Source organism: Brasilonema sennae CENA114 (assembly GCF_006968745.1).
In the GTDB taxonomy this organism is placed as follows: domain Bacteria; phylum Cyanobacteriota; class Cyanobacteriia; order Cyanobacteriales; family Nostocaceae; genus Brasilonema; species Brasilonema sennae.
The window spans coordinates 436,086-456,696 of sequence record NZ_CP030118.1 but is presented as its reverse complement, the minus strand read 5'-3'; the positions used below and the strand labels follow the sequence as shown (position 1 = coordinate 456,696).

Sequence of the window (20,611 nt, the reverse complement as noted above, 5' to 3'; positions counted from 1 at the left end):
AGTATCAGTATACTCCCGTAATCCAACGAAAAGCGGGAGTTAAGTAACTAAGGAGCGATCGCTCCTCAATTACAGCATTGACATCAGCAGTTGTCCCGTCTGTAATTGCTCTGGGTGCTCCCTTACCTTCAGTCCACTTAAAGCCACTGGGTGTATGAGAGTCCGTTTGGAGTTCCAGGATCACCTTCGTCACGCTGGCGTTTATCGGTTGAGGCTTATCGCGATCGTCCTTATCGCGTCCCAATAACAGCTTCTCTGCCAGATCCTGACTGCCGACCAGATTGGATAATTCGGATGCGGTGACTGGCTGTTGAGCCACCTGAATGACTTTTGCAACGATGCCACCATAGCGTTCGCGATCGTATAAATCAGGAATAACTTCGACTTCCATTCCTGGTGCTAACTGCTTTGCATCACCCACTTTGAACAGTGCCACCACATTGACTTTGGCATTGGGGTTATCGACTGCCAGCCTGCCGATGCGACCACTCGGAGGCACTACTTCACCTGAATTGACAGAAATTTCCTCAACTTTACCGTTGTAGAGACTGACGACCTGGCTATTGGCACGAATTCTAGTTTGTAAGGTGTTGATATCGCGTTGTTGGTCGGAAATCGCATTATATCGAGTGACATCACTGACGGTATCTTGCAGGTCGATACTGCGCTTCTCGGTAGTCAGTGCCTCATTCGCTGCTGTCAGGGTTTGCATCTGTGCTCTTAGGTTCTCATCTTCTCCCTTGAGGCGATCGAGGGCGACTTGCGTCTGGTTCACTGAGTTGGCAACTTCTTGTTGACTGAATTGAAAGAAATACGGTTGGAATCCAATCCGAGGGACAGCCCCCTCTTTTGCCAAAGCATTGTAAGCGGAGAGTCTCTCATCCGTAGATGCTTTAAAGCTATGCAGGTACTTGAGGTGATCGAGGTACGCTTCTCGCTGGCTCTGATTGCTCGCCAATTGCACCCGCAGCGATTCAATCTGACCCAAATTTGCCTGACGCTTCTGTGCTACAGCGCTTGAATTGAGTTGACTACGATTCGTTTGAACGGAACCAATTTGGTTGTTTTGTGCCTTGAGATCTGCAAGGCGACCGCGCTTGTCTTGCAATTCTGTTTCCAGTTCAGGAAACTCCATCGTTGCTAATACTTGCCCAATCTTTACAGTATCACCTGGTCGAATATTCAACGCCAATACCCGACCCCCTTCACGCGGTTGAATCGCAATGCTGGAGCGAGGAATCAAAATACCTGCCCGTCCCTCAGCCCGATTGGGAATCTTCCCAAACACTCCCCAAAGGACAAAGGCGATGAACAGCACTCCAACCGGAAGTAATCGCAGCCGAATTTCCCCGCTCTTTTCAACCGCGTTTGACTTTTGAAGTCCCGACTCAGACTGATCAGGTTTAATTTCGGGTTTATTCTTGTCCAAAACTCCCGTTGATGATTCTGGGTGCTGTCCACCCTGTTGAACAGGCATCTGTACGTTGCTTGATGTGTCAGGTGATTCCATTGTTAGCCCCTGGTTGACTGACAAAAGTTGGGGGTAATGTTTTAGATGTGTCGATGGTTAATTATAGCAGTTTTCACCTAAGGTACTTACCAGTAATAAAATATCCCGCGGTCGCCCAGCCTGAAAGGCGCTTGCTCCAACACTAATAACCGTTTTGCACACCCGATAACGAGTACGGTGGGATATTTTATTTTTTGGATCTGCCTAAATGAACCACACCGTTTGTAAAGGCGCAAGCAAGAGCACCCCTATGACTGTGGTTTGTTTACATGAAAATGGCTGTAAAGTGGATTGCCAGATGAACAGGTGCAGCGTTAGACAAGGCTTCTGTATTCAGGTGTGTAGGCTTGCGATTCAATGAAAGCTTGCAGATTGCTTGGCTTTGGCACTCCAGCCAGATTTTTCGCAAAGATAACTTCAGCAACTTTTTGAGCAATGTGCAACGATGTCTTGAAAATTTCTGACTGCGGCGGATAGACTAGCCCCATTGCCAGGTCAGAGGGTGAAACCAGTTCTGCCAACGCCTTCGCTGCTGTGATAAACATCTCATCGGTGACTCGCTTGGCTTGAGTCGCGTAAACTGCCATTCCCATCGCGGGAAAGATGTAGACGTTGTTGCCTTGCCCAGGAACAAAGGTTTTATCTCCATACTTCACAGGTGGAAAAGGACTGCCGCTGGCAAACACCGCCCGCCCCTCTGACCACTTGTACGCCTCTTGCGCTGTACACTCTGAATGCGAGGTAGGGTTGGAGTATGGAAAGATGATCGGACGCTGATTGACTCGCGCCATTGTCTCGATTACCTGCTGGTTGAAGGCTTTTGCCAAGCTGCTGACTCCAATAATTGCGGTGGGCTTGAGATCAGCAATCGCGGCAGCAAAGTCATCGATAGGAGCGTGGGGATGGGCGAAAGGCTTCTTAAAGTCAGCCAGATCAGTCCGGTTGGACTGGAGCAATCCTTTGCGGTCAAATAGCCAGCAGCGACCGCGAGCCTGTTCTGCCGACAGTCCTTCTTGCATCATCACCTGAGCTAATAAATCAGCAATGCCTGTACCTGCCGAGCCTGCTCCCAGAAAAAGGAAGGTTTGCTCAGACATTTTTCCACCTGTGAGACGAAGGGCAGCCAGGATTCCCGCCGCTGCCACTGCTGCCGTCCCCTGGATATCATCATTGAAGCAGCAGACGCGATCGCGATAGCGTGCCAAAATTGGAATCGCGTGAATATTGGCAAAGTCCTCGAACTGAATGCAGCAACCGGGAAATACATCCTGAACTGCTGTCACAAACTCCTCAATAAACGCATCATAGTCTTCCCCTCGCACACGAGGCTGTCGCAAACCCAGGTACAGCGGATCGCTCAGCAGGCTCTCGTTGTTGGTGCCAACATCCAGGGTAATCGGCAAGGTGTACTGGGGTGGCACACCTGCACAAGCGGTGTAAAGGGACAGTTTGCCGATCGGAATGCCCATGCCGTTGACACCGAGATCGCCTAAACCGAGAATTCGTTCGCCATCGGTGACAACAATAAAGCGCACATCCCGCTCAGGCCAATGTTGCAGGATCTCCTTGATCCGTCCCCGGTGAGTAATGGAAAGGTAAAGCCCTTTCGGTCGCCGCAGAATGTGTCCGAACTTTTGACAGGCTTCTCCCACTGTTGGGGTGTAGACCAGCGGGATGAAGCGGGCTGGATCGGACATCAGCGTTTTGAAGTACAGGGTTTCCTCATTGTCCTGTAGAGCGGAGAGATAAATGTATTTGTCCAGATCGGTCGTTTTGTGTCCGAGGTGCTGCATCACCCGTTGGATCTGAGTTTCCTCGCTCTCCAATCCCTCTGGCAGGAGTCCAACTAAGCCGAGTGACTCGCGTTCTGCTGCGGTGAAGGCCGTAGATTTGTTCAGGTGAGGGTTGTGGAGGATATCGGAACCGTGCAGTTGAGATGATTGGGTATTCGCAATGGTTTGAATCATGGTTTTACCTTTTGTTGTGATTAATTCTTTGGTTAGTTCTTTAGTTTGTTAAATCTGAGGGGGACGACTATTCGCCGCCGCAACTCGGCTACCCCATTCCAGCAGTTCTTTGGTGCAGTCATCGCGATCGATGATGCATTCAATCAAAGCTAATCCCTGATGAGCTTGAGCTTGCTCGATGGCTTCAGTCAGTTCACCGACTGTTTGCACTCGACGGCTCCAGCCCTTGCCCTCACCTGCATTGAAGACCTGCACCAGACCGGCATAGTCCCAATTTTTGATGTTGTTATAAGGACCGTCGTGAATTTCCACTTCGATCGTGTAGCCACGGTTGTTGATCAGAAAAATAATTGGATTTAACCCATAACGAATCATGGTGGAGACTTCCTGAGCCGTCAGTTGAAATGAGCCGTCTCCAATCAGGGCAATGACTCGTTTTTGTTGATTCAGTGCCAGAGCATAACCCAGCAATGCTCCGGTTGCCCAGCCGATCGAACCATATTGCATCTGAAACTCGTAGAGACAGCCATCGGGCAGCGTGATTTTCTGCCCGTTAAACCAGGAATCTCCCGTTTCCACCAATAGCGCCGAGTCGCTGGTCAGGATGGACTGAACTTGTTCGCGAATCGTCCGCGTAGTCAAAGGAGCCTCGTTTGGCAGAACTTGAGCAGGCAAAGGGGATTCATGAATACGCTTGAATGCCTTGAAAGAGGTGTCATTGGGCTGAATGGACTCGGCTAGAGCAGCGAGAAACTCCTGCATGTAGACCTGAGCATATTCCTGTCCATTCAATATCACGCGATCGGGCTGTACTTCAATTAGCTTTTCAGAAGCGATCAGCACAGACCAGCCAACGGTGGTGTAATCGTTAAAGATGGGACCTGCAAACAAGTAAGCATCACAGGATTCAATGATTTCGGCACAGCCAGGACTACTGACCTGTCCCCAATAGCAGCCAATGTATTGGGGATGAGTTTCAGGAAACATGCCTTTGGCGTTCGGCATGACCGCAACCGCATACTCAGAACGGTCAGCGAGTTTATGAAACGCATCGATCGCCTCAAACGCCCGTAATTTCACCCCAGCTACCAGGGCAGGTTTAACCGCCTGATTCAGCTTAGCGGCAACCGCTGCAACTGCTGCTTCTAATGCGACAGGATTGCTTTCCACATGACGTTTGAGCTGCAATGGTACAGATTTGGGAAGTGGGACAGTGACCAAGTTGGAAGCAATTTCAATGTAGACGGGTTTACGCTTCTGAATAGCGGCTTCTAGCGCCCGATGCAACAGGCGATGAGCATCCTCAATGTGTCGAATCACAACCGCTTCGGCAGTGATTTCTCGAAAGATGCGGTAGGACTGATTGAAATCATAGCTAGCAGTGGAATGATGAATCAGATGGTGCTGAGCGCGATCATTGGAATTGGGTCCGCCGGAAATCACAATCACAGGTAGATCTTCAGCGTAGGCACCCGCTATAGCATTCACCAAGCTTAACCCTCCAACCGTAAACGTGACCACCACTGCCGATACTCCCTTGCTGCGAGCATAGCCATCGGCTGCATATCCGGCATTAAGCTCATTACAGCAGTTGATCATCTGCAAATTAGGGTTCTTTAACATTTGGTCAAGGAGAACCAGGTTGTAATCACCAGGAACGGTGAAATAGTGCTCTATCTTGATCGTTTGCAGAAGTTCAGCCAGGTACGTGCCGATGTTAGAATAGGTGCCAAACTGATTCAAATTACTCATGTCAAAAACTTTATCTTTGATAGTATCGAACCTTATCTAGCGCCATTACTACTAGATCGCAACAGTCATCTGCAGTTATGTTTCACAAATGATTGCGGCAAACTTCAGGTTACTCGTAGTTTCAGTAGGCAAGAGTATTCACGGTACAAGCGGCACTGTGACATCTCTTTTCTTTAATTCTACAACTGTTTGTATGTTCTTAATCTAAAGGGCAAACTCAAATCTGTCGTCACCTCAGAGTTCACGTTTTGAGCCACCTCAGGTATTAGCATGACATCCACCTTAAGTTCAGGTTCAGCATCCACCTTAATTTGGGTGCATCTAAAAGTTAAGGGAGAGCAAGCAGATGATGCGCACAAAGGGAGACGCTGCAATTAAAACTTAATCCCGTCTATTGCGACTTGAATCAGTAACCAGCTATTGAGTCCAACCATCAAGACAGCAATTGTCCAAGCCATCATCTTAAGCCATTTAGGATTGACAAACTCACCCATCAAGCATCGTTGATTTATCTTTGTATCAAAAATGTTTTTAACTGCTCTATTTGTTGATTTTGCTTTTGTACCAGCTTAATAAGTTCTGCAATTTCCTCTTCTTTTAGAAGCGTGATTTTATCGTGTAAAAGTTCAATTTCCAATTCGGCTTTCATATTAATTTCATAATCGTGTTTAGCTTCTTGTCGGTCAATCGCAGCTTGCCGATTTTGGCTCATCATAATAATGGGAGCGGCATAAGCAGCTTGAAACGAAAGCATTAAATTCAGCAGGATAAACGGATAAGGGTCCCAGTGTCTAACCACGGCAACAACATTCAGAATCACCCAAACTGCCAGAAAGCAGCTTTGAGCAATGATGAAACGCCAAGAACCCATAACGGTGGCAACCTGATCAGCAATGCGCTCTCCGAAAGACAAACGCAGCTTAGGTGGATTTTGAGCAGGATCTTGCTCCCGCAACTTCAGCAACAGTTGATATTCGGCTGGAGTGACTTGACTGCTTATGGGTTGTTTAGAGTTCATAGCATTTCAACGATTTTTACCTAAAATCTTTAAAACTCAAATTGTAAAAGCATTTTAGCGATTTTTCTTAAGACTGAAAATGAAACTGAAATTAATCTGGGCTATGCCGCCAACGATACACATCCATTGCAGCAATAGAAACGGGTTGTGAGCATAAATTAAATCATTACTTTCTGAAACTCACGACATTAGCTAACACACCTTCGGCCTTCAAGGCGCGAAATTCGTAAAGACAAAGTCGCGATCTTTGACGAACGTGTGGCAGGAAAAGCAGCTGTTTTGTACCGCCACGTTGCCAGGTTTGCCGTCGTTAAATTGAGCGTACCCCCAGCCGCCGGTCGAGGCGTATTTTCTTGAGTCCTTGACCATAAACTGAACCCCCTCCTTCTCCTTGGGGGACCCAGCTACGAAAGATTGGAAATGGCCAAAGGCTTGGTCGTTTACCTCCGACGGGACGTAATTCCAGGCGAGCCGGGCAATGATTGTGCCGTCCGGGAAGGGAAGTTTTCCTTCCCGGTATGCCTTGATCGCTACGTCATTGCCCAATTTGGCGCGTATATCGTTGAGGTCGCCTTTTTCGCGGGCCACGGAGATCAACGGCCAGTAGCGGTATCCGGGGGGGATTTTGTCTCCGAGAACCGGGGGGAGCTGTGCATTAGCGTGTTGAGATGGGGGGGGCTGTGCATCAGCGTGTTGAGATGGTGGAACCATGCAGGCAACCACGCTGGCGACCATTACAACTGTAACCAGCAATAAAGCAATCCGTCTCATACAGTAGACCCTTTCAAAAATGGCTATGAAATCTTTACTACGCTTGCACTAAAAATCGATTGTCGTATTCAGTCTCTGCCGTTCTCTCCTTACTTAGCATCGGGCAGCGTGAACGTTACTGTTTCGCTGGTAATGACTTTGTGCGTGGGGTCAGCTAATTCGATCAACACCTTATGCGCTCCAGGTTTCAGTCCAACCAGGATGATCGTTTGACCGCTGGCATCGGCAAAGTGCCAGGACGCATCATCGACGGTAACGTGGATGTGTCCGATACGCGGCGATACATCGAGGGCACCTTTGCCAAACACTGGCAACACGCGCAGGTTCTCCGTCCGATACTGGATGAAGACACGACCCTGGGACAGTGGTTCGGGAAGCGGTGGATCAACAATCAGCTTGGCAGGTGCTTCGTTTTCGATCGCGAACAACGGGGATGCACCGATGATGTCCTTGGCGCTTGGTGTGTGAGTGTTCATAGTGGGTAAATACTTCAAAGTAATTTATAGAACTAAAGCTTACGGATTGACGAAAGTCCTCAAATATGTTCTTTAGACTGTAGGGTGGGCAGTGGTGAGTAAAACCTGATAATCTAGACATAATTTTAGGGCACTGCCCACCTTACAAGTTGTGGTCGCAAACCATTGAATGCGCGTTCATACACATGATGCTCAATCTGTACAGTGCGTAAGTCCTAAGAACGATCCCTTTGAACAGGTGCAGAGTCATAGCTCCGAGAAGCTATCACCGTTTCTTCGAGGCTAGTTGCCTGTAGAAAGAACGGCGTTAGCAACATAATCAAATTTTCTCAAACGAGTGTCTTATACTCCGGCTTGTAAACGTGCTGACGGATGAATGCATCAATGTTGGCAGGGCGATCAACCCGTGCCAGTCCACTGTCAAACACCAGTTTTGCCACCCGTATTGCGGTCTTAATCTCGGTTTCCAGGATGTTCGACTGCGGCGGATAAATGAGTCCCTGCTTCAACAGGTCTTCCGGCACCTGATCGGCAACCGCTGCTGCTGCTTCAATAAACATTTCATCAGAAACCCGCTTTGCTGCTGTAGCATAGATCGCTAACCCAACCGCTGGAAAGATGTAGAAATTGTTAGCTTGTCCCGGCAGAAAGGTTTGACCATTCAAGTGAACGGGTGGGAACTGCACTCCAGCCGCATAAATTGCCTTGCCCTTCGACCAGGTATACGCCTGCTCAGGTGTGCATTCTGCATGTTCAGTCGGGTTCGACAGTGCCATAATTACAGGGCGATCATTAAGCTGCGACATGGTTTCAACTACCTGTTGGGTGAAAGCACCACCAACTGTACTGACCCCAATGATGGTCGTGGGCTTGATGCTTTCAATAGCAGCTACAAAGTCTTTAGTTGGCGGATGCGAATGTGCATAAGGTTTCTGGAAATCCACGAGATCCGTGCGGGTTGGTTCCAGCAAGCCGTTGATGTCGAACATAGACACCCGTGACTGGGCATCTTCCAGCGTCATTCCCTGTGCCACGAGCGCTGTACAGAGCAGGTTTGCCAGACCGATCGCCGCTGATCCTGCACCTAGGAACAAATACTTCTCATCCTTAAGTTGTGTCCCCTTGAGTTTCGTTGCGTTAATCATACCAGCCAGGGTAATCCCTGCTGTTCCCTGCACATCATCGTTGTAGCAAGATACTTTGTTTCGATAACGTTCCAACAGATGTACCGCATCAACTCCCGTCCAGTCTTCAAAGTGAATACAGCATTTAGGAAACACTTCCTGTACGGCATCCACAAATTCATCGACGAAGCTGTACAGTTCCTCGGTTGACGGACGTGTCTTGCGAAGACCTAAATACAGCGGATCGTGGAGGTATTGTTCGTTGTTAGTCCCAGCATCCAGGTAGATGGGCAGCAGTCCTGTAGGCGGCACTCCAGCAGTTGCCGTGTAAAGTTGCAGTTTGCCAATCGGAATACCCATGCCGTTCGCACCCAGATCGCCTAATCCAAGAATCCGTCCTCCATCCGTGACGCAAATAACTCTCACATCCTTAACTGGCCAATTCTGGAGAATTTTCTTCACCTGCCCTCGCCGCTCGATCGACACATACATTCCTCTGGGATTCCGAAAGATATATCCAAACTTGAGGCAGGCTTCTCCGATTGTCGGGTCATAGACAATCGGCAAAAACCGTGCTGGTTCTGACATAATCGTCCGAAAAAATAGGGTTTCGTCGTGATCGAGCAAATTGATCAGGTAAATATAGCGATCAAGATCGGTGTTCTTATGACCAAGCTGCTGCATCACGCGGCGCAATTGCAGATCTTCCGATTCGGTGACATCAGGAACTAGCCCCACCAGTCCCAACGCCTGCCGTTCTGCCTCTGTATAGGCAGTAGATTTATTCAGCGATGGATCATGGAGAAGTTCAATTCCGCGTTTGCCGTTCCGGTTAATTTCGTAGTTCATTACTTCAACTCCTTCAGGTGCTAACTTGTCACATCAATTGAGTTCAAGAAACTTCTTTCCAATTCAATTTTTTGATTAGGTTGTGTGCGGGCTTTGACCATGATTTGAAAGAGGTCTAATGTTTACTTTGCAACATAAGGATGAACCATCTTAGCTGGATCAACGACTCGGTCAAACTCGTCAGCAGAAACGTAACCCAGTTTTAACACAGCTTCCTTTAGCGTCAGATCATGATTGAGGGCATAGTGCGCCACTTGCGAGGCTTTGTCGTACCCAATCATCGGACTGAGAGCCGTTACTAACATCAACGATCGCTCCACAAAGGCACTAATTTGTTTTTGGTTGGGCTGCATTCCTGTCACCAAAAACCGACTAAAGTTGTGACATCCATCGCTGATAATCCGAATCGAGTGCATGACATTGTGAATGATTACTGGCTTATAAACATTCATCTCCAGATAGCCACTCGCCCCACCAAACGTCACTGCTACATCATTTGCCATGACTTGTACTGCAATCATTGTCAGAGCTTCACACTGGGTTGGATTCACCTTACCAGGCATAATGGATGAGCCTGGTTCATTGGCAGGAATATCCAGTTCGTGAAAACCACAGCGAGGTCCACAACTCAATAAACGAATATCATTCGCAATTTTGTACAAAGAGGTTGCCAAAGTCTTCAGCGCTCCACTAAGCATCACCAGCGCATCATGGCTACCCTGCACCGTAAATTTGTTAGGAGCACTGACAAAGGGTAGCCCGCTGAGTTGAGCAATCTCTGCTGCAACGGCTTCTGCAAACTCAGGCGTTGAATTAATTCCTGTGCCGACTGCCGTTCCTCCCAACGCTAGTTGATATACTCCTTTCAAGCTATCGGCTAAACGCTCTAGATTACCGTCTAATAAGCCTACGTAACCCGAAAATTCTTGTCCCAATGTGAGTGGAGTAGCATCCTGAAGGTGAGTACGACCAATTTTAACAATATCTTTCCAGTCTTCTGCTTTAGAATTTAGCGCATTTTGTAATACTTTAACAGCCGGAATCAACGCTTCATTTACTCTTTGTGCTGTTGCAATATACATTGCAGACGGAAATGAATCATTGGATGATTGCGACATATTCACATGGTCGTTTGGATGCACAGGTGTTTTACTGCCCAATGGCTTTCCGACGAGTTGACAGCAACGATTAGAAATCACTTCATTGACATTCATATTGAATTGCGTACCGCTGCCTGTCATCCAAACATGTAGAGGAAACTGATCGACGTGTTGTCCTGCTAAAATCTCGTCACAAACCTGGCAAATTAGATTCTTTTGTTCGTCACCTAATCGTTGAGCTTGATGATTGACAATCGCCGCTGCTTTCTTGAGTACCGCATAGGCAACAATCATCTCGCGTGGGATTAAGTCCTCTCCAATGCTGAAGTGTTCGAGCGAACGCTGGGTTTGGGCTCCCCAGAGTTTGTCACTGGGAACTTTGACTTCACCCAGGCTATCGGTTTCAATGCGAATTGCAGTCATGATCAATCTTGGTAAATAGTTCACTGAAAATGCTAAGAGCAGATTAGAAGCTGTATCTATTAGTTTTCTGCCTTAATTCAATAATGACCAGTCGAGATTGACTTGTTATGCCGCATGTTCAAGACTTACGCAAACCTCGGAGGTTTGTACTAAAAATGAGATATGATATTTCGGTATAAGGGGTTAAACCTCCGAAGTTTGGCATAACGGGAAACGATCGCATCCTATTGCAGATGTTTCTTTAATTCAGCTGCTGCTTGAACAAACAGAGAACGGGTTTCTGGCAACTCAGCTAAACCATTCAATAGCCCGAAGTCATGAATCATGCCGTTGTACTGCACAGTTGTAACCTCGACCCCAGCTTCATCGAGCTTGCGTCCATAAGCTGTGCCTTCGTCATGCAAGATATCGCTCTCTGCAACCACAATTAATGCTCTTGGCAAGCCTTTGAGTTGCTCAACCGTCGCCTGCAAGGGAGAAGCATAAATGTCTTTGCGCTTTTCTGGATCAGCGATGTACATATCATACATCCACTTCATCGTTGGTACAGTCAAGAACCGCTTGTCGCCGAATTGATGATAAGAATTCGTTTCAAAATCAGCATCTACAATAGGCCACATTAGGATTTGCAGCTTAATGTGTGGTCCTCCTTTTTCTTTCGCCTTCAAAGCAGTGACAGCTGTCATGTTGCCGCCGACACTATTGCCAACGACTGCCAGATTCTTGCCATCCACTCCAATCTCCTCACCATGCTCAGCAACCCATTTTGTCGCAGCATAGATCTCATTAATCGCTCGTGGATACTGAGCATCTGGCGTGCGCGTGTAATTGACAAAGACACCTGCAAATCCTGAAAGCACAACCAGATCGCGAACCATGCGCTTGTGTGTTGGGTAATCACCCAGCACCCAACCACCACCATGAATAAAGATGAAAACGGGCAATGTGCCTTTGACCCCTTCAGGTCGTACAATATTGAGGGTAATTGAATAACCCTCAGCAGTAATCGTCTTTTGGGACTCTTCAATGCCTGAAAGGTCTACTGGAACGGAAGTCTGTGCATCCACAAGGAATTGACGTGCTTCGATTGGAGTGAGTTTCTCCAGCGCCACACCCCCTGAATTCAGCACTTTCAAGAATTCCTTTACTCCTTTGGAAAGACGTGGATCATCTGCAACTTCCAAAATTTTTGCTGATTGTGAGTTTACTTGAGCAACCATGACACTCTCCTTTGATAAGTAGTAAACAATCTGTTGAAATGGCACTGTTAAGTGAATGGATTTAACAGTGATGCTTGATCAGCAGTAATTGTGAAATGGCAATCACTTTCTACCAACATCGTTGCCCAGCCGAAACTATTTGTTATATCAAGTTCGGTTGATTAGTTATTATTCCGAAATCTTTGCAGAAAGAGTGAAAATCCTTTCCCGCTGCTCCCTTCCCCCTGCCCTCTTGCAGCCTTCATGATAAGTCTTTAACCGGACACGATATTACTGGTGGCTAGAGCGTGTTATGAACTTGTTAGGCTAAATAAACTAAAGGAATGGAACAAAAAATCCGAGTGATGTAAGTGACCAAGAGTGGGCATTTGTCCCTTGCTGTTGAATGGCTGAGGCTAACTGCGTACCAATGGTGTATCCACCAAATGTTCTGCCAGAAACCAAACTTGTGTCTCATTGGTTCGCAGGACTTGGCTGACTAACAAATCGTTAGTGCCACTATCCTGATTCGCTGCCGTTTTATCGATCGCCACTCTCAATTCCCCAACGATCAATTCATGGGCTTCTAGCAATCGCGACAACATCACCGGCACTTCTTCAACGCCGTTGGGAGGACGCTTAATCTTAGTGACTTCTGCCACATGACGGGGGTCAGCGATTGCCACACCTCCCAATGTTTGTACCCGTTCACCGAGTGCATCAATTAACTCAATTTGCTCACTGGCATGTTTATCGAGCAACAAATGCAGTTGGTAAAACGTGTGTCCACGCATCAACCAGTGATGTTTCTTATAGAGATGGTAGAGAATGATTGTATCTGCCAGAATTTGATTGACCAAAGTACAGCTTTCGCTACGGGCGCTGGGGTCGATAACGATTGGCAGATCGCGCAGAGTACCGTACTGCTGAATTTCATATCCATGCTGATGCAGCAAGGGTTGACTAGCATCGACTTGAGTTATTTTGCCTGTATTTTGAGTGGGCATAATTAGATTTCCTTGATTGTGTATTCAATATTTGTCCAACTACTTCACAGCAGTGCTTGCTACTTCAATCACTTTGGCAACCGCTCTTGGATGAGAGATATAGCAGGGAGCAGGCGTGTGATTGTCCCGTGGTTTCCGTGTTTTCTCATTAGTTGATGTCCTAATCTACCTGGCAACTGCTATAAAAGAAACATGGCTGGAGTGGACTTCAGTTGTCCTAGCGCTGATTCGTTTAGCCATAAAACGCTGAAGTTCAGGGTTGATAGCACGATCACTTTGAGTCACCAGATACCAAGAGGGGATCGTTTTCCAGGCAATGTCTTCAACGGATTGCTCAAACGGTGCTCTGGCGATCGCCTCTGTATTCTTGCTAAGTTGCTAAAATCTCTGGTTTTTGTTGTGCGTATAGAAGTTAGGATAAGCACCAAAAACCTCAATCATTTGCAGCAACAATAGCTGCCACTATCTGCTCAACAGTCCAGCGATCAAGATAGCGAATTCCATTAATAAACAAAGCGGGTGCAGCCTCTACTCCACTTATCTGTCCACCTTCGATGTCCGCATTGATACGATCGACATACGCTCCCTTGGATAAATCCTGCAAAAATTGACAAATATCAAGTCCCAAACGATTGGCATACTCCACTAGATAGCCATTTCCCAACTCCTGTTGATGGATAAACAGCATCTGATGCATTTGCCAAAACTGTCTTTGAATGATCGCTGAAGATAAAATCGTGTTGCATATTTGTGGGATGAATCAGGCTGAAAGGGTGACAAAGAGGAATTACGAAGCGATCGCATAAAGGGCGATCGCATCTATCTAACTGAACTTAAGTTTGAGTGAATGCTCTAACTAGTCTCCCAAGATGCCGCCCCAAGTCAGCGGACCTACAACCCCTACAATATTGGAATCGCGTTCGCCATCGCCATTCTTTTGAAATTCAATCACAGCAGCTTTTGTTCTAGGACCAAACTTGCCATCGGGTTGACCTGGATTTATTCCCTTTGACACCATCGCTTCTTGCATCAGCCGAACTGCATTGCCGCTATCCCCCTCTCTCAAGAAAGTTCCAGGTTGATTGTTCGGCCAAGCATATTGCATTGCTGCCCAAGTTTGTAAGCCAACAACACCATCCTGCTTTAGGTTTTTAGACTTCTGAAATTGGATAACGGCGGCTTCGGTGCGCGGACCAAAAATGCCATCAGGTGCATTTAGAGTAAATTTGCGAATTTGTAAGATGTATTGTAGGTCTGTGACTTCTGGTCCGGTTGAACCTTTTTGAAGAACGACGATTTTTGTTTGTGTTGTATCAGACATTGGAATTCTCCTGTTTTGTTGTAATGGTTGACAAGATTTGAACGTGAAACTGTAATAACGACAAGCCCTTGGCTTTACGCTCCGTGTATCGCACCATGAATCAAATGCCGGTGTGTTGCTATGACACTTGTTGAATCATGAGCGAGTTAATTTGTGTTTGAACTGAAGATGAGTTCCTAGAGGGCAGCACTTACTCCTCATCAACCTTTCGTACAAGCCTGTCGCATGAGGATATGATTGTTTTTATACACCTCTAAAGTTCCAGACTGCTGACTATCTAGCGTGCCATCCCACACCCAGTATTCATAATTGCCATTCGGAAATTTATACACTCGAACCCCTTCTGTAGCTTGGCTCGTTCCTCCGTCCAAACTCAAATTACCGTTGGAACTGGTAGCGCGGTAGAGAAGTTGACCCGAAGAATGCTTTTTCCAAACATTGATATTGTATCCACCCTGGCATCTCATACTGAGGATTAAACCAGCAGTAGAATCAGCAGAGGCTCTTAAGGAGAAATTAGCCCAAACACAGATTGTCATAACAAGGAGTAACGTGAATTTTTTCAGTGGTGTTTTCATAGTTTTTCCTATGGTTAAAGATATGGTAGTTTTGTGAGGCTTCAACAGCTACTGTGCAATTAAGCGTTAATGGGTTTTGAGCGTTGAATATTTCCCACACTGGCAACGCGGAGCGAATTTTGAGCAGCGATAAACCTTCAAGCGTCTTTTGCTCCGCGCAATCGCACATAGAGGCGATACTCCACTGATGAATCATGAAAACAACTCCATTAATAGAAGGTGAATTGAGATAGTTAGACGATGTCTGACGATAAGCCCACAAAACAGGACCAGAGAAAAACTGCAAATCTGGCGCAACACTCAAATTACTCTCAGTATGTAAAAACAATCCGGCTTCCGCGATATTGCTGGTTAGAGCAGGTTGCAGATCCACAGTTACCTGGTGTGCCACCGGGACAGTAAGGTGATCTTGGAGATTCTGATCGACACCAGGTAAATTAACAACTACGGGAATGTCGAGCGATCGCAGGTGTTCTGCATTGCCAATCCCAGAGAGCATCAGCAGTTTGGACGAATCGAACGCGCCAGAGAGAATGATTTCCTGTTGTACAAAGGATTGGTGTATCGTTCCCCGGTGTATGTATTCCACTCCTACCTTGCGCGTTCCCTCAAACAATAACCAAGTAACTAACGCACCAGTAGTAACTGTTAAGTTAGGGCGATCCAAAATACGTACTAAAAACGCTGCCGCCGTACTGTGCCGCTTACCATCTTTGATAGTCAACTGATACAGTTCAGCTCTCTCTTGCTGCGCGCCCTTGAAATCAGGATTGCGTCCATAACCCAGTGCAACGGTTGCTTCTACAAATCTTTGTGATGTCACAGCAGGGGCAATTGGATCGGTAACGCTCAACGCTCCATCGACACCATGGAATTCGGATGCTCCCCATTGCTGGTTTTCAGACTTTTTGAAGTATGGCAATACATCTTAGTATCTCCAACCGGGATTGCCTAACTCCTGCCACTGATCGTAATCGTGACGGTTTTGTTTTGCTCATTAGTCAGGAATACCCTTAGACGAGCACCCATATTTTCAGTCACCTCGGTAGATACATTATCCGTATTTATTTATCTTTACATAGTTTGGTTTTTCCATGCCGATTTACTTAACCTCGTTTTGAATATAATTCGACAAATTGGTGCTCGCATTTGACACAAATGTAGTTATGTTTACCACAATAACGCCCGTTTTTACGGTTATGAGTGGATGCACAATTAGGACAGTTCATCCCTTAATTATCCAACGCCAGAATTCTTATATCTGTGTTTGCATAAATTCAAATATATGCAATTAGCTCTAATTTGTCGTCCACTTAAAGTTGAAACTTTTGTTCAATAAAGTGATTGATCAATTAGTCTATCTCAAAATCGAACGTTGGCTCCAACTAAAGTTGGAATCCAAATTCCAACTGAAGTGCTAATCGTTTTACAAACTGACAATTCTTCGCCTCACCACAACAATCACAGCTTGAGTGCGTAGACGCGGAGCGGCTTGTTGTCAGCAACCCATGTGCGGGGCGCACCTTCAGGATGAAAGAAACCAAAAATCCATCCGTAAGTAAGTAGGCATGATTAAATCGAACTATGTTAACTTATGTAAAGCGCCAAAAATCTTTTAAAAAGAAGCTTTTAAGCGATTTACATTTCTTAATTTAGTTGTGTTTTTTAGCGCCCACCTACTTAGACAGTCAATAAGAATAGATCATTAGAGAGAGAATTACGAAGTTCAGACAGTTAAGACCGTTGATACCTTGGTGTCATTAGCCCGTTCGTCTAGGCTTATTTAGAATGAAATAGCCCTGCCCAACGATTATCTTGTGATAATTTTCACTTCATAGGAAGTTCAAAGTTTTCCAGTGAAATTGAAGGTTGCTCTAGTTTCCTATACATTGTGACTAATTACACTAGTACACGTCGGCAGAAATAAACATACCCTTCGGGTATGCGCAAAGCGCACGCGGCTTGGGCGAACACCCGTCGCCTAGGTCGGGAAAACGCCACATGCTATCTCCCAAGGGGAGACGCCAAAGGCGAACAAGCCGGGAAAGCCGGACGCCAGACGCCTACGGAGGAGCCAGTACTGTTCGCGCAGCGTGGCACTTTGTGCCATAGGAGGGTCTCCCTCCGTAGGTATCTGGCGTTGGAGAGCCGTCATTCGCGCTGGCTCTCCAACGCAGTGGCTCCCCTCCATCACAATGATTATCATTATTGATGATTGGATATTTTTTGGAAGTCCCCTAAGTCTTGATTTTCTTTTGCACAGAAGTATTTAACAGGGCTTAAATTACTCGCTGATGCTTCCAGACTCTGACAAATTTTAAATCTGGTGACACTTATGACGCCTACTCTCGGTTCACAATCACGACGACTTCCGTACCTTGAGTGGGTTGAGTGTTGATAATTAATTCACCTCCAATGCGTTCAGTCCGTTCACTCATCCCTAACAAACCAAAACCTCTAAACGATATATTGTCAATCTCAAACCCCTGTCCATCGTCTTTAACTCGCAAAAGGCACTGCTTGTGTTCATACACCAACTCAATACAAATTTCATGAGCATTAGCATATTTGATAGCATTTGTCAATGCTTCTTGTCCAATCCGCAGTAAGTTGTTCTCAACATTTGGTGATAGAGGATATGCCGTGCCAATCACCTCACAATGGAGGTGGATATCCGTGGAAGATTTCATTTGACTCGTAAGACGGTTGAGAGCATTATACAAGTTCCCTTCTTCTAGCAGTTGAGGACGGAGTGCAGCAACGGATCGTCGGGCTTCAGCCAGACCAGTGCGAGCCAACTCATCTACAGTTTCCATGTGTACCTGTACAGCATCTGGATTTTTCCCAATCAGCTCACTTGCTGCTCCAACATGAAGCAGAATACCAGTAAAAGCTTGCGCTAGGGTATCGTGAATTTCCCGTGCCATACGGTTGCGTTCTTCAAGAATAGATGATTGCTCAGCCAATTTACGTTCGCGTAGCGCGGCGTCAAGCCGTTCAGTAATATCTTGTCCAATACCAACAAACAGGCGATCACAAAACTGAACATTTGCCCAAGAGGTGTTTACAAAGTTATCGTCTTTTGTTCTAATTTTTACGTCTAACCATGTCCCAGTAGCCGCTAACATATGGTCTAAAACTTGCTGACGCTGCTCCTTATCAAAGCAGGATTCAGCAATCAAGTCAATATTATTCAAATCTGTGGTTGACCACCCTAATATCTGTCCTAGCTGACGATTAACGAACTCTACTCGCCCCTGTCTATCATGAAGCGTAATCATCACAGGGATATTGTCAACGATTGTTTGTAAGAGTTGTTTCTGCTGACTAAGCGTTTCTTGTGCCTGTTTTCGTTCAACGATTTCCTGTTTTAATCTCAGGGTACGCTCTTCCACTTTTTGTTCTAGGGTTCGTGCATACTCCTTGAGATTCTCCCACATCAGGTAGCCATTGCTCGTAATGGCAGATCCTACAAGAGCAAGGAGGGGTAGAATGATAACAAGCCACCAACCTGCTAGAAACAGCACATATGCACTGATTAAAAGAGCAATGCCAAAGAAAATAACTCCAGATGCTGTCCGTTGAGGAGAAACAGATGTCCAACCTATGACAGATCCTATTATTGACCAAAGAATGATCCACAGCCACTCCAAGGGTTCTGACCAAACATGCAGTAGAGGGCGTCCATATTCGGCAGCACTTAGCAATTGACTCGTTAACAAAGCGTGAACTTGAACACCAGCAGGTGCTGCAATTGAGTTAGTGGTGTAAGATGTGAAAAAGCGGTCTTCAACGCTCTCTGCGATTAACCCAATGATGACAATGCGATCGCGCACAAAATGCCGTGGCATTCGTCCCTTTAACACATCCGTGATCGAAATTGTGCGGAAGCCATTCCTAAACCTGGGGAAGTTTGATAATATTTGGTATCCTCCATTGTCAACACCAATATAACCTCCGTCATTTGGTTGCAAGGAAGTGAATACTGCTCGACCCAACCGAAACTGATTCTGATTAGAGTTAACGGGTTGGCGGGTGATGCCTTCACCCTCAAGATATGCAAACGCTAATTTTGTTCCAAGCGTTAATATGGATTGATTATCTTGAGTTCTCAAATACAGCAAACTGCGGCGAATCCTTCCATCAGCATCTAACAAGAGATCACTTGCACTAACTTGACCACGCTGTTTTAAGATGGGCGATGGTTGAATAACTTCACCTTGAGCCGTTTTAATCACTTTCTCAATTCCAATTAGATTGGGTGTAGACTTGAAAACGTTAACTAATTCTTGATGACCAGGCTCTACAGGTAAATCTCGAAATATATCAAGACCAATGACTCTGGGCTGCTGTTGTTTGAGCAATGAGATTAAGCGACTTAGCACTGCATCAGACATAGGCCATTGTCTTAGCTGCTTAATATCCGATTCATCAACCGTAACCAGGACAATCCGAGGATCGGGAGGTTCAAAGGGGCGTAGACGAAACATCTGGTCAAGCGCTACTAACTCCATGAACTGTAATGCACCTGTTAAGCCCAAAATCAGCAATCCTCCAGTAATGCTGGGAACAGTTATCAGCACCCCGCGCCATCGCCAAATTTGCCGTTTCAGCTTTGCCCACATAAGATGAATGCGATCGCCTTGGCGAGTTTTCTCTGGTGTTTAAGTTAATTATCCTTGTTTTACTTATTATCTTTTAATTTATTGTCTTTTAACTTGTCATCAATCATGACATCGACTCCACCAGATTGCAGAAATTCGCGCCAGGCTGCGCTGATACTTGAGTCATTGGGTTGGCTGCGCCGTAGCTCCAATAGGATGGGGAGAGCGTCGTACCAAATGTCATCTTTCTGGTATAATAAAAAGCGTTGTTTGAGAGGTGCTTGCTCAATTTGGCGCAAGCGAGTTGGCTCGAGTTCGGTTCGTTGAACGGTGCCTGTGACAAATTGATCTTTAATGCGATCGCTCGGGTTGCAAATGACTGCAAATGACCACGTGTATCGCTTCTTAATCTCTAGAGGTGGTGCGTTAGATGGTAAGCTGATGGTGACAATGTCAGGAGTCTTAGTCAAGGCAACCGTTGTCCGATATACACCGCTACCATTTTGATTACGTAAACTGAATTCTGCTGTTTTAGCGCTGGTTTTTGGTACGTATACGAGAAATATTGGACGCTCTGCTAGAGTTAAGCCTGGTTTGGTTGTTGGGCCCAGAGCAGTCAGCGATGAACCTGTTGTTACCGCTTCAGTATCCTGAGGACAAGTAGTTCGGTCACGCCGTCCTCCTGGTGCTGAACTATCAGGATTCTTCGGTGGAGGAGGTGGAGGAGGATTGCTTGGCTTGGGCTTTGCATTCTTGACCTTTGATATTTGCGGCTGTTCATGTGCATCCAGTTCTGCTGCCAGAACATTGGGTGCGATAGGCATTGCCGACGAGGGAGCGATTGCCAATTCTACAGCCAGAGCAACTCCAAGGGAAGCGGCACACAATAAGGGTTTTATGCGATACATAGCG

16 protein-coding genes and 1 pseudogene are annotated in these 20,611 nt (G+C 46.3%); all 17 read right to left on the bottom strand.

The window, feature by feature from the left end; translation table 11 throughout:
• Positions 1 to 4 precede the first annotated feature (4 nt).
• Positions 5 to 1,510: an NHLP bacteriocin system secretion protein gene (locus DP114_RS01860; protein WP_171975301.1), complete on the bottom strand. Its 1,506-nt coding sequence runs from the start codon at positions 1,508 to 1,510 to the stop codon at positions 5 to 7.
• A gap of 314 nt (positions 1,511 to 1,824) precedes the next feature.
• Positions 1,825 to 3,477 (bottom strand): NAD-dependent malic enzyme, encoded by a 1,653-nt coding sequence (locus DP114_RS01855; protein WP_171975300.1) that lies wholly within the window; start codon positions 3,475 to 3,477, stop codon positions 1,825 to 1,827.
• A gap of 48 nt (positions 3,478 to 3,525) precedes the next feature.
• Entirely contained in the window at positions 3,526 to 5,229 is a 1,704-nt protein-coding gene (locus DP114_RS01850; protein WP_171975299.1) for a thiamine pyrophosphate-binding protein, read from the bottom strand.
• Between the two features lie 508 nt (positions 5,230 to 5,737).
• On the bottom strand, positions 5,738 to 6,247 hold the full coding sequence (locus DP114_RS01845) for a DUF1003 domain-containing protein (RefSeq protein ID WP_169265132.1): 510 nt from the start codon (positions 6,245 to 6,247) through the stop codon (positions 5,738 to 5,740).
• Between the two features lie 210 nt (positions 6,248 to 6,457).
• Positions 6,458 to 7,018: a cytochrome P460 family protein gene (locus DP114_RS01840; protein ID WP_169265133.1), complete on the bottom strand. Its 561-nt coding sequence runs from the start codon at positions 7,016 to 7,018 to the stop codon at positions 6,458 to 6,460.
• 89 nt (positions 7,019 to 7,107) lie between these two features.
• Positions 7,108 to 7,494 (bottom strand): DUF6130 family protein, encoded by a 387-nt coding sequence (locus DP114_RS01835; RefSeq protein WP_169265134.1) that lies wholly within the window; start codon positions 7,492 to 7,494, stop codon positions 7,108 to 7,110.
• Positions 7,495 to 7,823: 329 nt separating this feature from the next.
• The gene (locus DP114_RS01830; RefSeq protein ID WP_171975298.1) at positions 7,824 to 9,467 is read right to left on the bottom strand and encodes an NAD-dependent malic enzyme; all 1,644 of its coding nucleotides are present in this window, start codon (positions 9,465 to 9,467) and stop codon (positions 7,824 to 7,826) included.
• A 122-nt stretch (positions 9,468 to 9,589) separates the two neighbouring features.
• Positions 9,590 to 10,990, bottom strand: coding sequence for a class II fumarate hydratase (fumC, locus tag DP114_RS01825; RefSeq protein ID WP_171975297.1), 1,401 nt, complete (start codon positions 10,988 to 10,990; stop codon positions 9,590 to 9,592).
• 224 nt (positions 10,991 to 11,214) lie between these two features.
• Positions 11,215 to 12,210, bottom strand: coding sequence for an alpha/beta hydrolase (locus DP114_RS01820; protein ID WP_171975296.1), 996 nt, complete (start codon positions 12,208 to 12,210; stop codon positions 11,215 to 11,217).
• Between the two features lie 395 nt (positions 12,211 to 12,605).
• Positions 12,606 to 13,196, bottom strand: a complete 591-nt coding sequence (locus DP114_RS01815; protein ID WP_171975295.1) for a Dps family protein — start codon at positions 13,194 to 13,196, stop codon at positions 12,606 to 12,608.
• A 433-nt stretch (positions 13,197 to 13,629) separates the two neighbouring features.
• Positions 13,630 to 13,914, bottom strand: a complete 285-nt coding sequence (locus DP114_RS01810; protein ID WP_318284532.1) for a DsbA family protein — start codon at positions 13,912 to 13,914, stop codon at positions 13,630 to 13,632.
• Positions 13,915 to 14,052: 138 nt separating this feature from the next.
• Positions 14,053 to 14,517 (bottom strand): peptidoglycan-binding domain-containing protein, encoded by a 465-nt coding sequence (locus DP114_RS01805; protein WP_169268684.1) that lies wholly within the window; start codon positions 14,515 to 14,517, stop codon positions 14,053 to 14,055.
• A 200-nt stretch (positions 14,518 to 14,717) separates the two neighbouring features.
• On the bottom strand, positions 14,718 to 15,056 hold the full coding sequence (locus DP114_RS01800; protein WP_246163028.1) for a hypothetical protein: 339 nt from the start codon (positions 15,054 to 15,056) through the stop codon (positions 14,718 to 14,720).
• A gap of 247 nt (positions 15,057 to 15,303) precedes the next feature.
• A pseudogene (locus DP114_RS01795) lies at positions 15,304 to 16,080 on the bottom strand (GMC family oxidoreductase); the annotation flags it as partial.
• Positions 16,081 to 16,201: 121 nt separating this feature from the next.
• Positions 16,202 to 16,324 carry an IS1/IS1595 family N-terminal zinc-binding domain-containing protein gene (locus tag DP114_RS36500; protein ID WP_417281512.1) on the bottom strand — a complete coding sequence of 41 codons (123 nt, stop codon included), beginning with the start codon at positions 16,322 to 16,324 and terminating at the stop codon, positions 16,202 to 16,204.
• A 1,113-nt stretch (positions 16,325 to 17,437) separates the two neighbouring features.
• On the bottom strand, positions 17,438 to 19,720 hold the full coding sequence (locus DP114_RS01790) for a CHASE2 domain-containing protein (RefSeq protein WP_171975292.1): 2,283 nt from the start codon (positions 19,718 to 19,720) through the stop codon (positions 17,438 to 17,440).
• A gap of 59 nt (positions 19,721 to 19,779) precedes the next feature.
• Complete coding sequence (locus DP114_RS01785; protein ID WP_171975291.1) at positions 19,780 to 20,607, bottom strand: DUF928 domain-containing protein; 828 nt, start codon at positions 20,605 to 20,607, stop codon at positions 19,780 to 19,782.
• Positions 20,608 to 20,611 lie beyond the last annotated feature (4 nt).

Coding starts and splice junctions, on each gene's coding strand:
- DP114_RS01860 (WP_171975301.1), bottom strand. CDS start 1,510: ATGGAATCACCTGACACATCAAGCAACGTACAGATGCCTGTTCAACAG.
- DP114_RS01855 (WP_171975300.1), bottom strand. CDS start 3,477: ATGATTCAAACCATTGCGAATACCCAATCATCTCAACTGCACGGTTCC.
- DP114_RS01850 (WP_171975299.1), bottom strand. CDS start 5,229: ATGAGTAATTTGAATCAGTTTGGCACCTATTCTAACATCGGCACGTAC.
- DP114_RS01845 (WP_169265132.1), bottom strand. CDS start 6,247: ATGAACTCTAAACAACCCATAAGCAGTCAAGTCACTCCAGCCGAATAT.
- DP114_RS01840 (WP_169265133.1), bottom strand. CDS start 7,018: ATGAGACGGATTGCTTTATTGCTGGTTACAGTTGTAATGGTCGCCAGC.
- DP114_RS01835 (WP_169265134.1), bottom strand. CDS start 7,494: ATGAACACTCACACACCAAGCGCCAAGGACATCATCGGTGCATCCCCG.
- DP114_RS01830 (WP_171975298.1), bottom strand. CDS start 9,467: ATGAACTACGAAATTAACCGGAACGGCAAACGCGGAATTGAACTTCTC.
- fumC (WP_171975297.1), bottom strand. CDS start 10,990: ATGACTGCAATTCGCATTGAAACCGATAGCCTGGGTGAAGTCAAAGTT.
- DP114_RS01820 (WP_171975296.1), bottom strand. CDS start 12,210: ATGGTTGCTCAAGTAAACTCACAATCAGCAAAAATTTTGGAAGTTGCA.
- DP114_RS01815 (WP_171975295.1), bottom strand. CDS start 13,196: ATGCCCACTCAAAATACAGGCAAAATAACTCAAGTCGATGCTAGTCAA.
- DP114_RS01805 (WP_169268684.1), bottom strand. CDS start 14,517: ATGTCTGATACAACACAAACAAAAATCGTCGTTCTTCAAAAAGGTTCA.
- DP114_RS01800 (WP_246163028.1), bottom strand. CDS start 15,056: ATGACAATCTGTGTTTGGGCTAATTTCTCCTTAAGAGCCTCTGCTGAT.
- DP114_RS36500 (WP_417281512.1), bottom strand. CDS start 16,324: ATGAACTGTCCTAATTGTGCATCCACTCATAACCGTAAAAACGGGCGT.
- DP114_RS01790 (WP_171975292.1), bottom strand. CDS start 19,720: ATGTGGGCAAAGCTGAAACGGCAAATTTGGCGATGGCGCGGGGTGCTG.
- DP114_RS01785 (WP_171975291.1), bottom strand. CDS start 20,607: ATGTATCGCATAAAACCCTTATTGTGTGCCGCTTCCCTTGGAGTTGCT.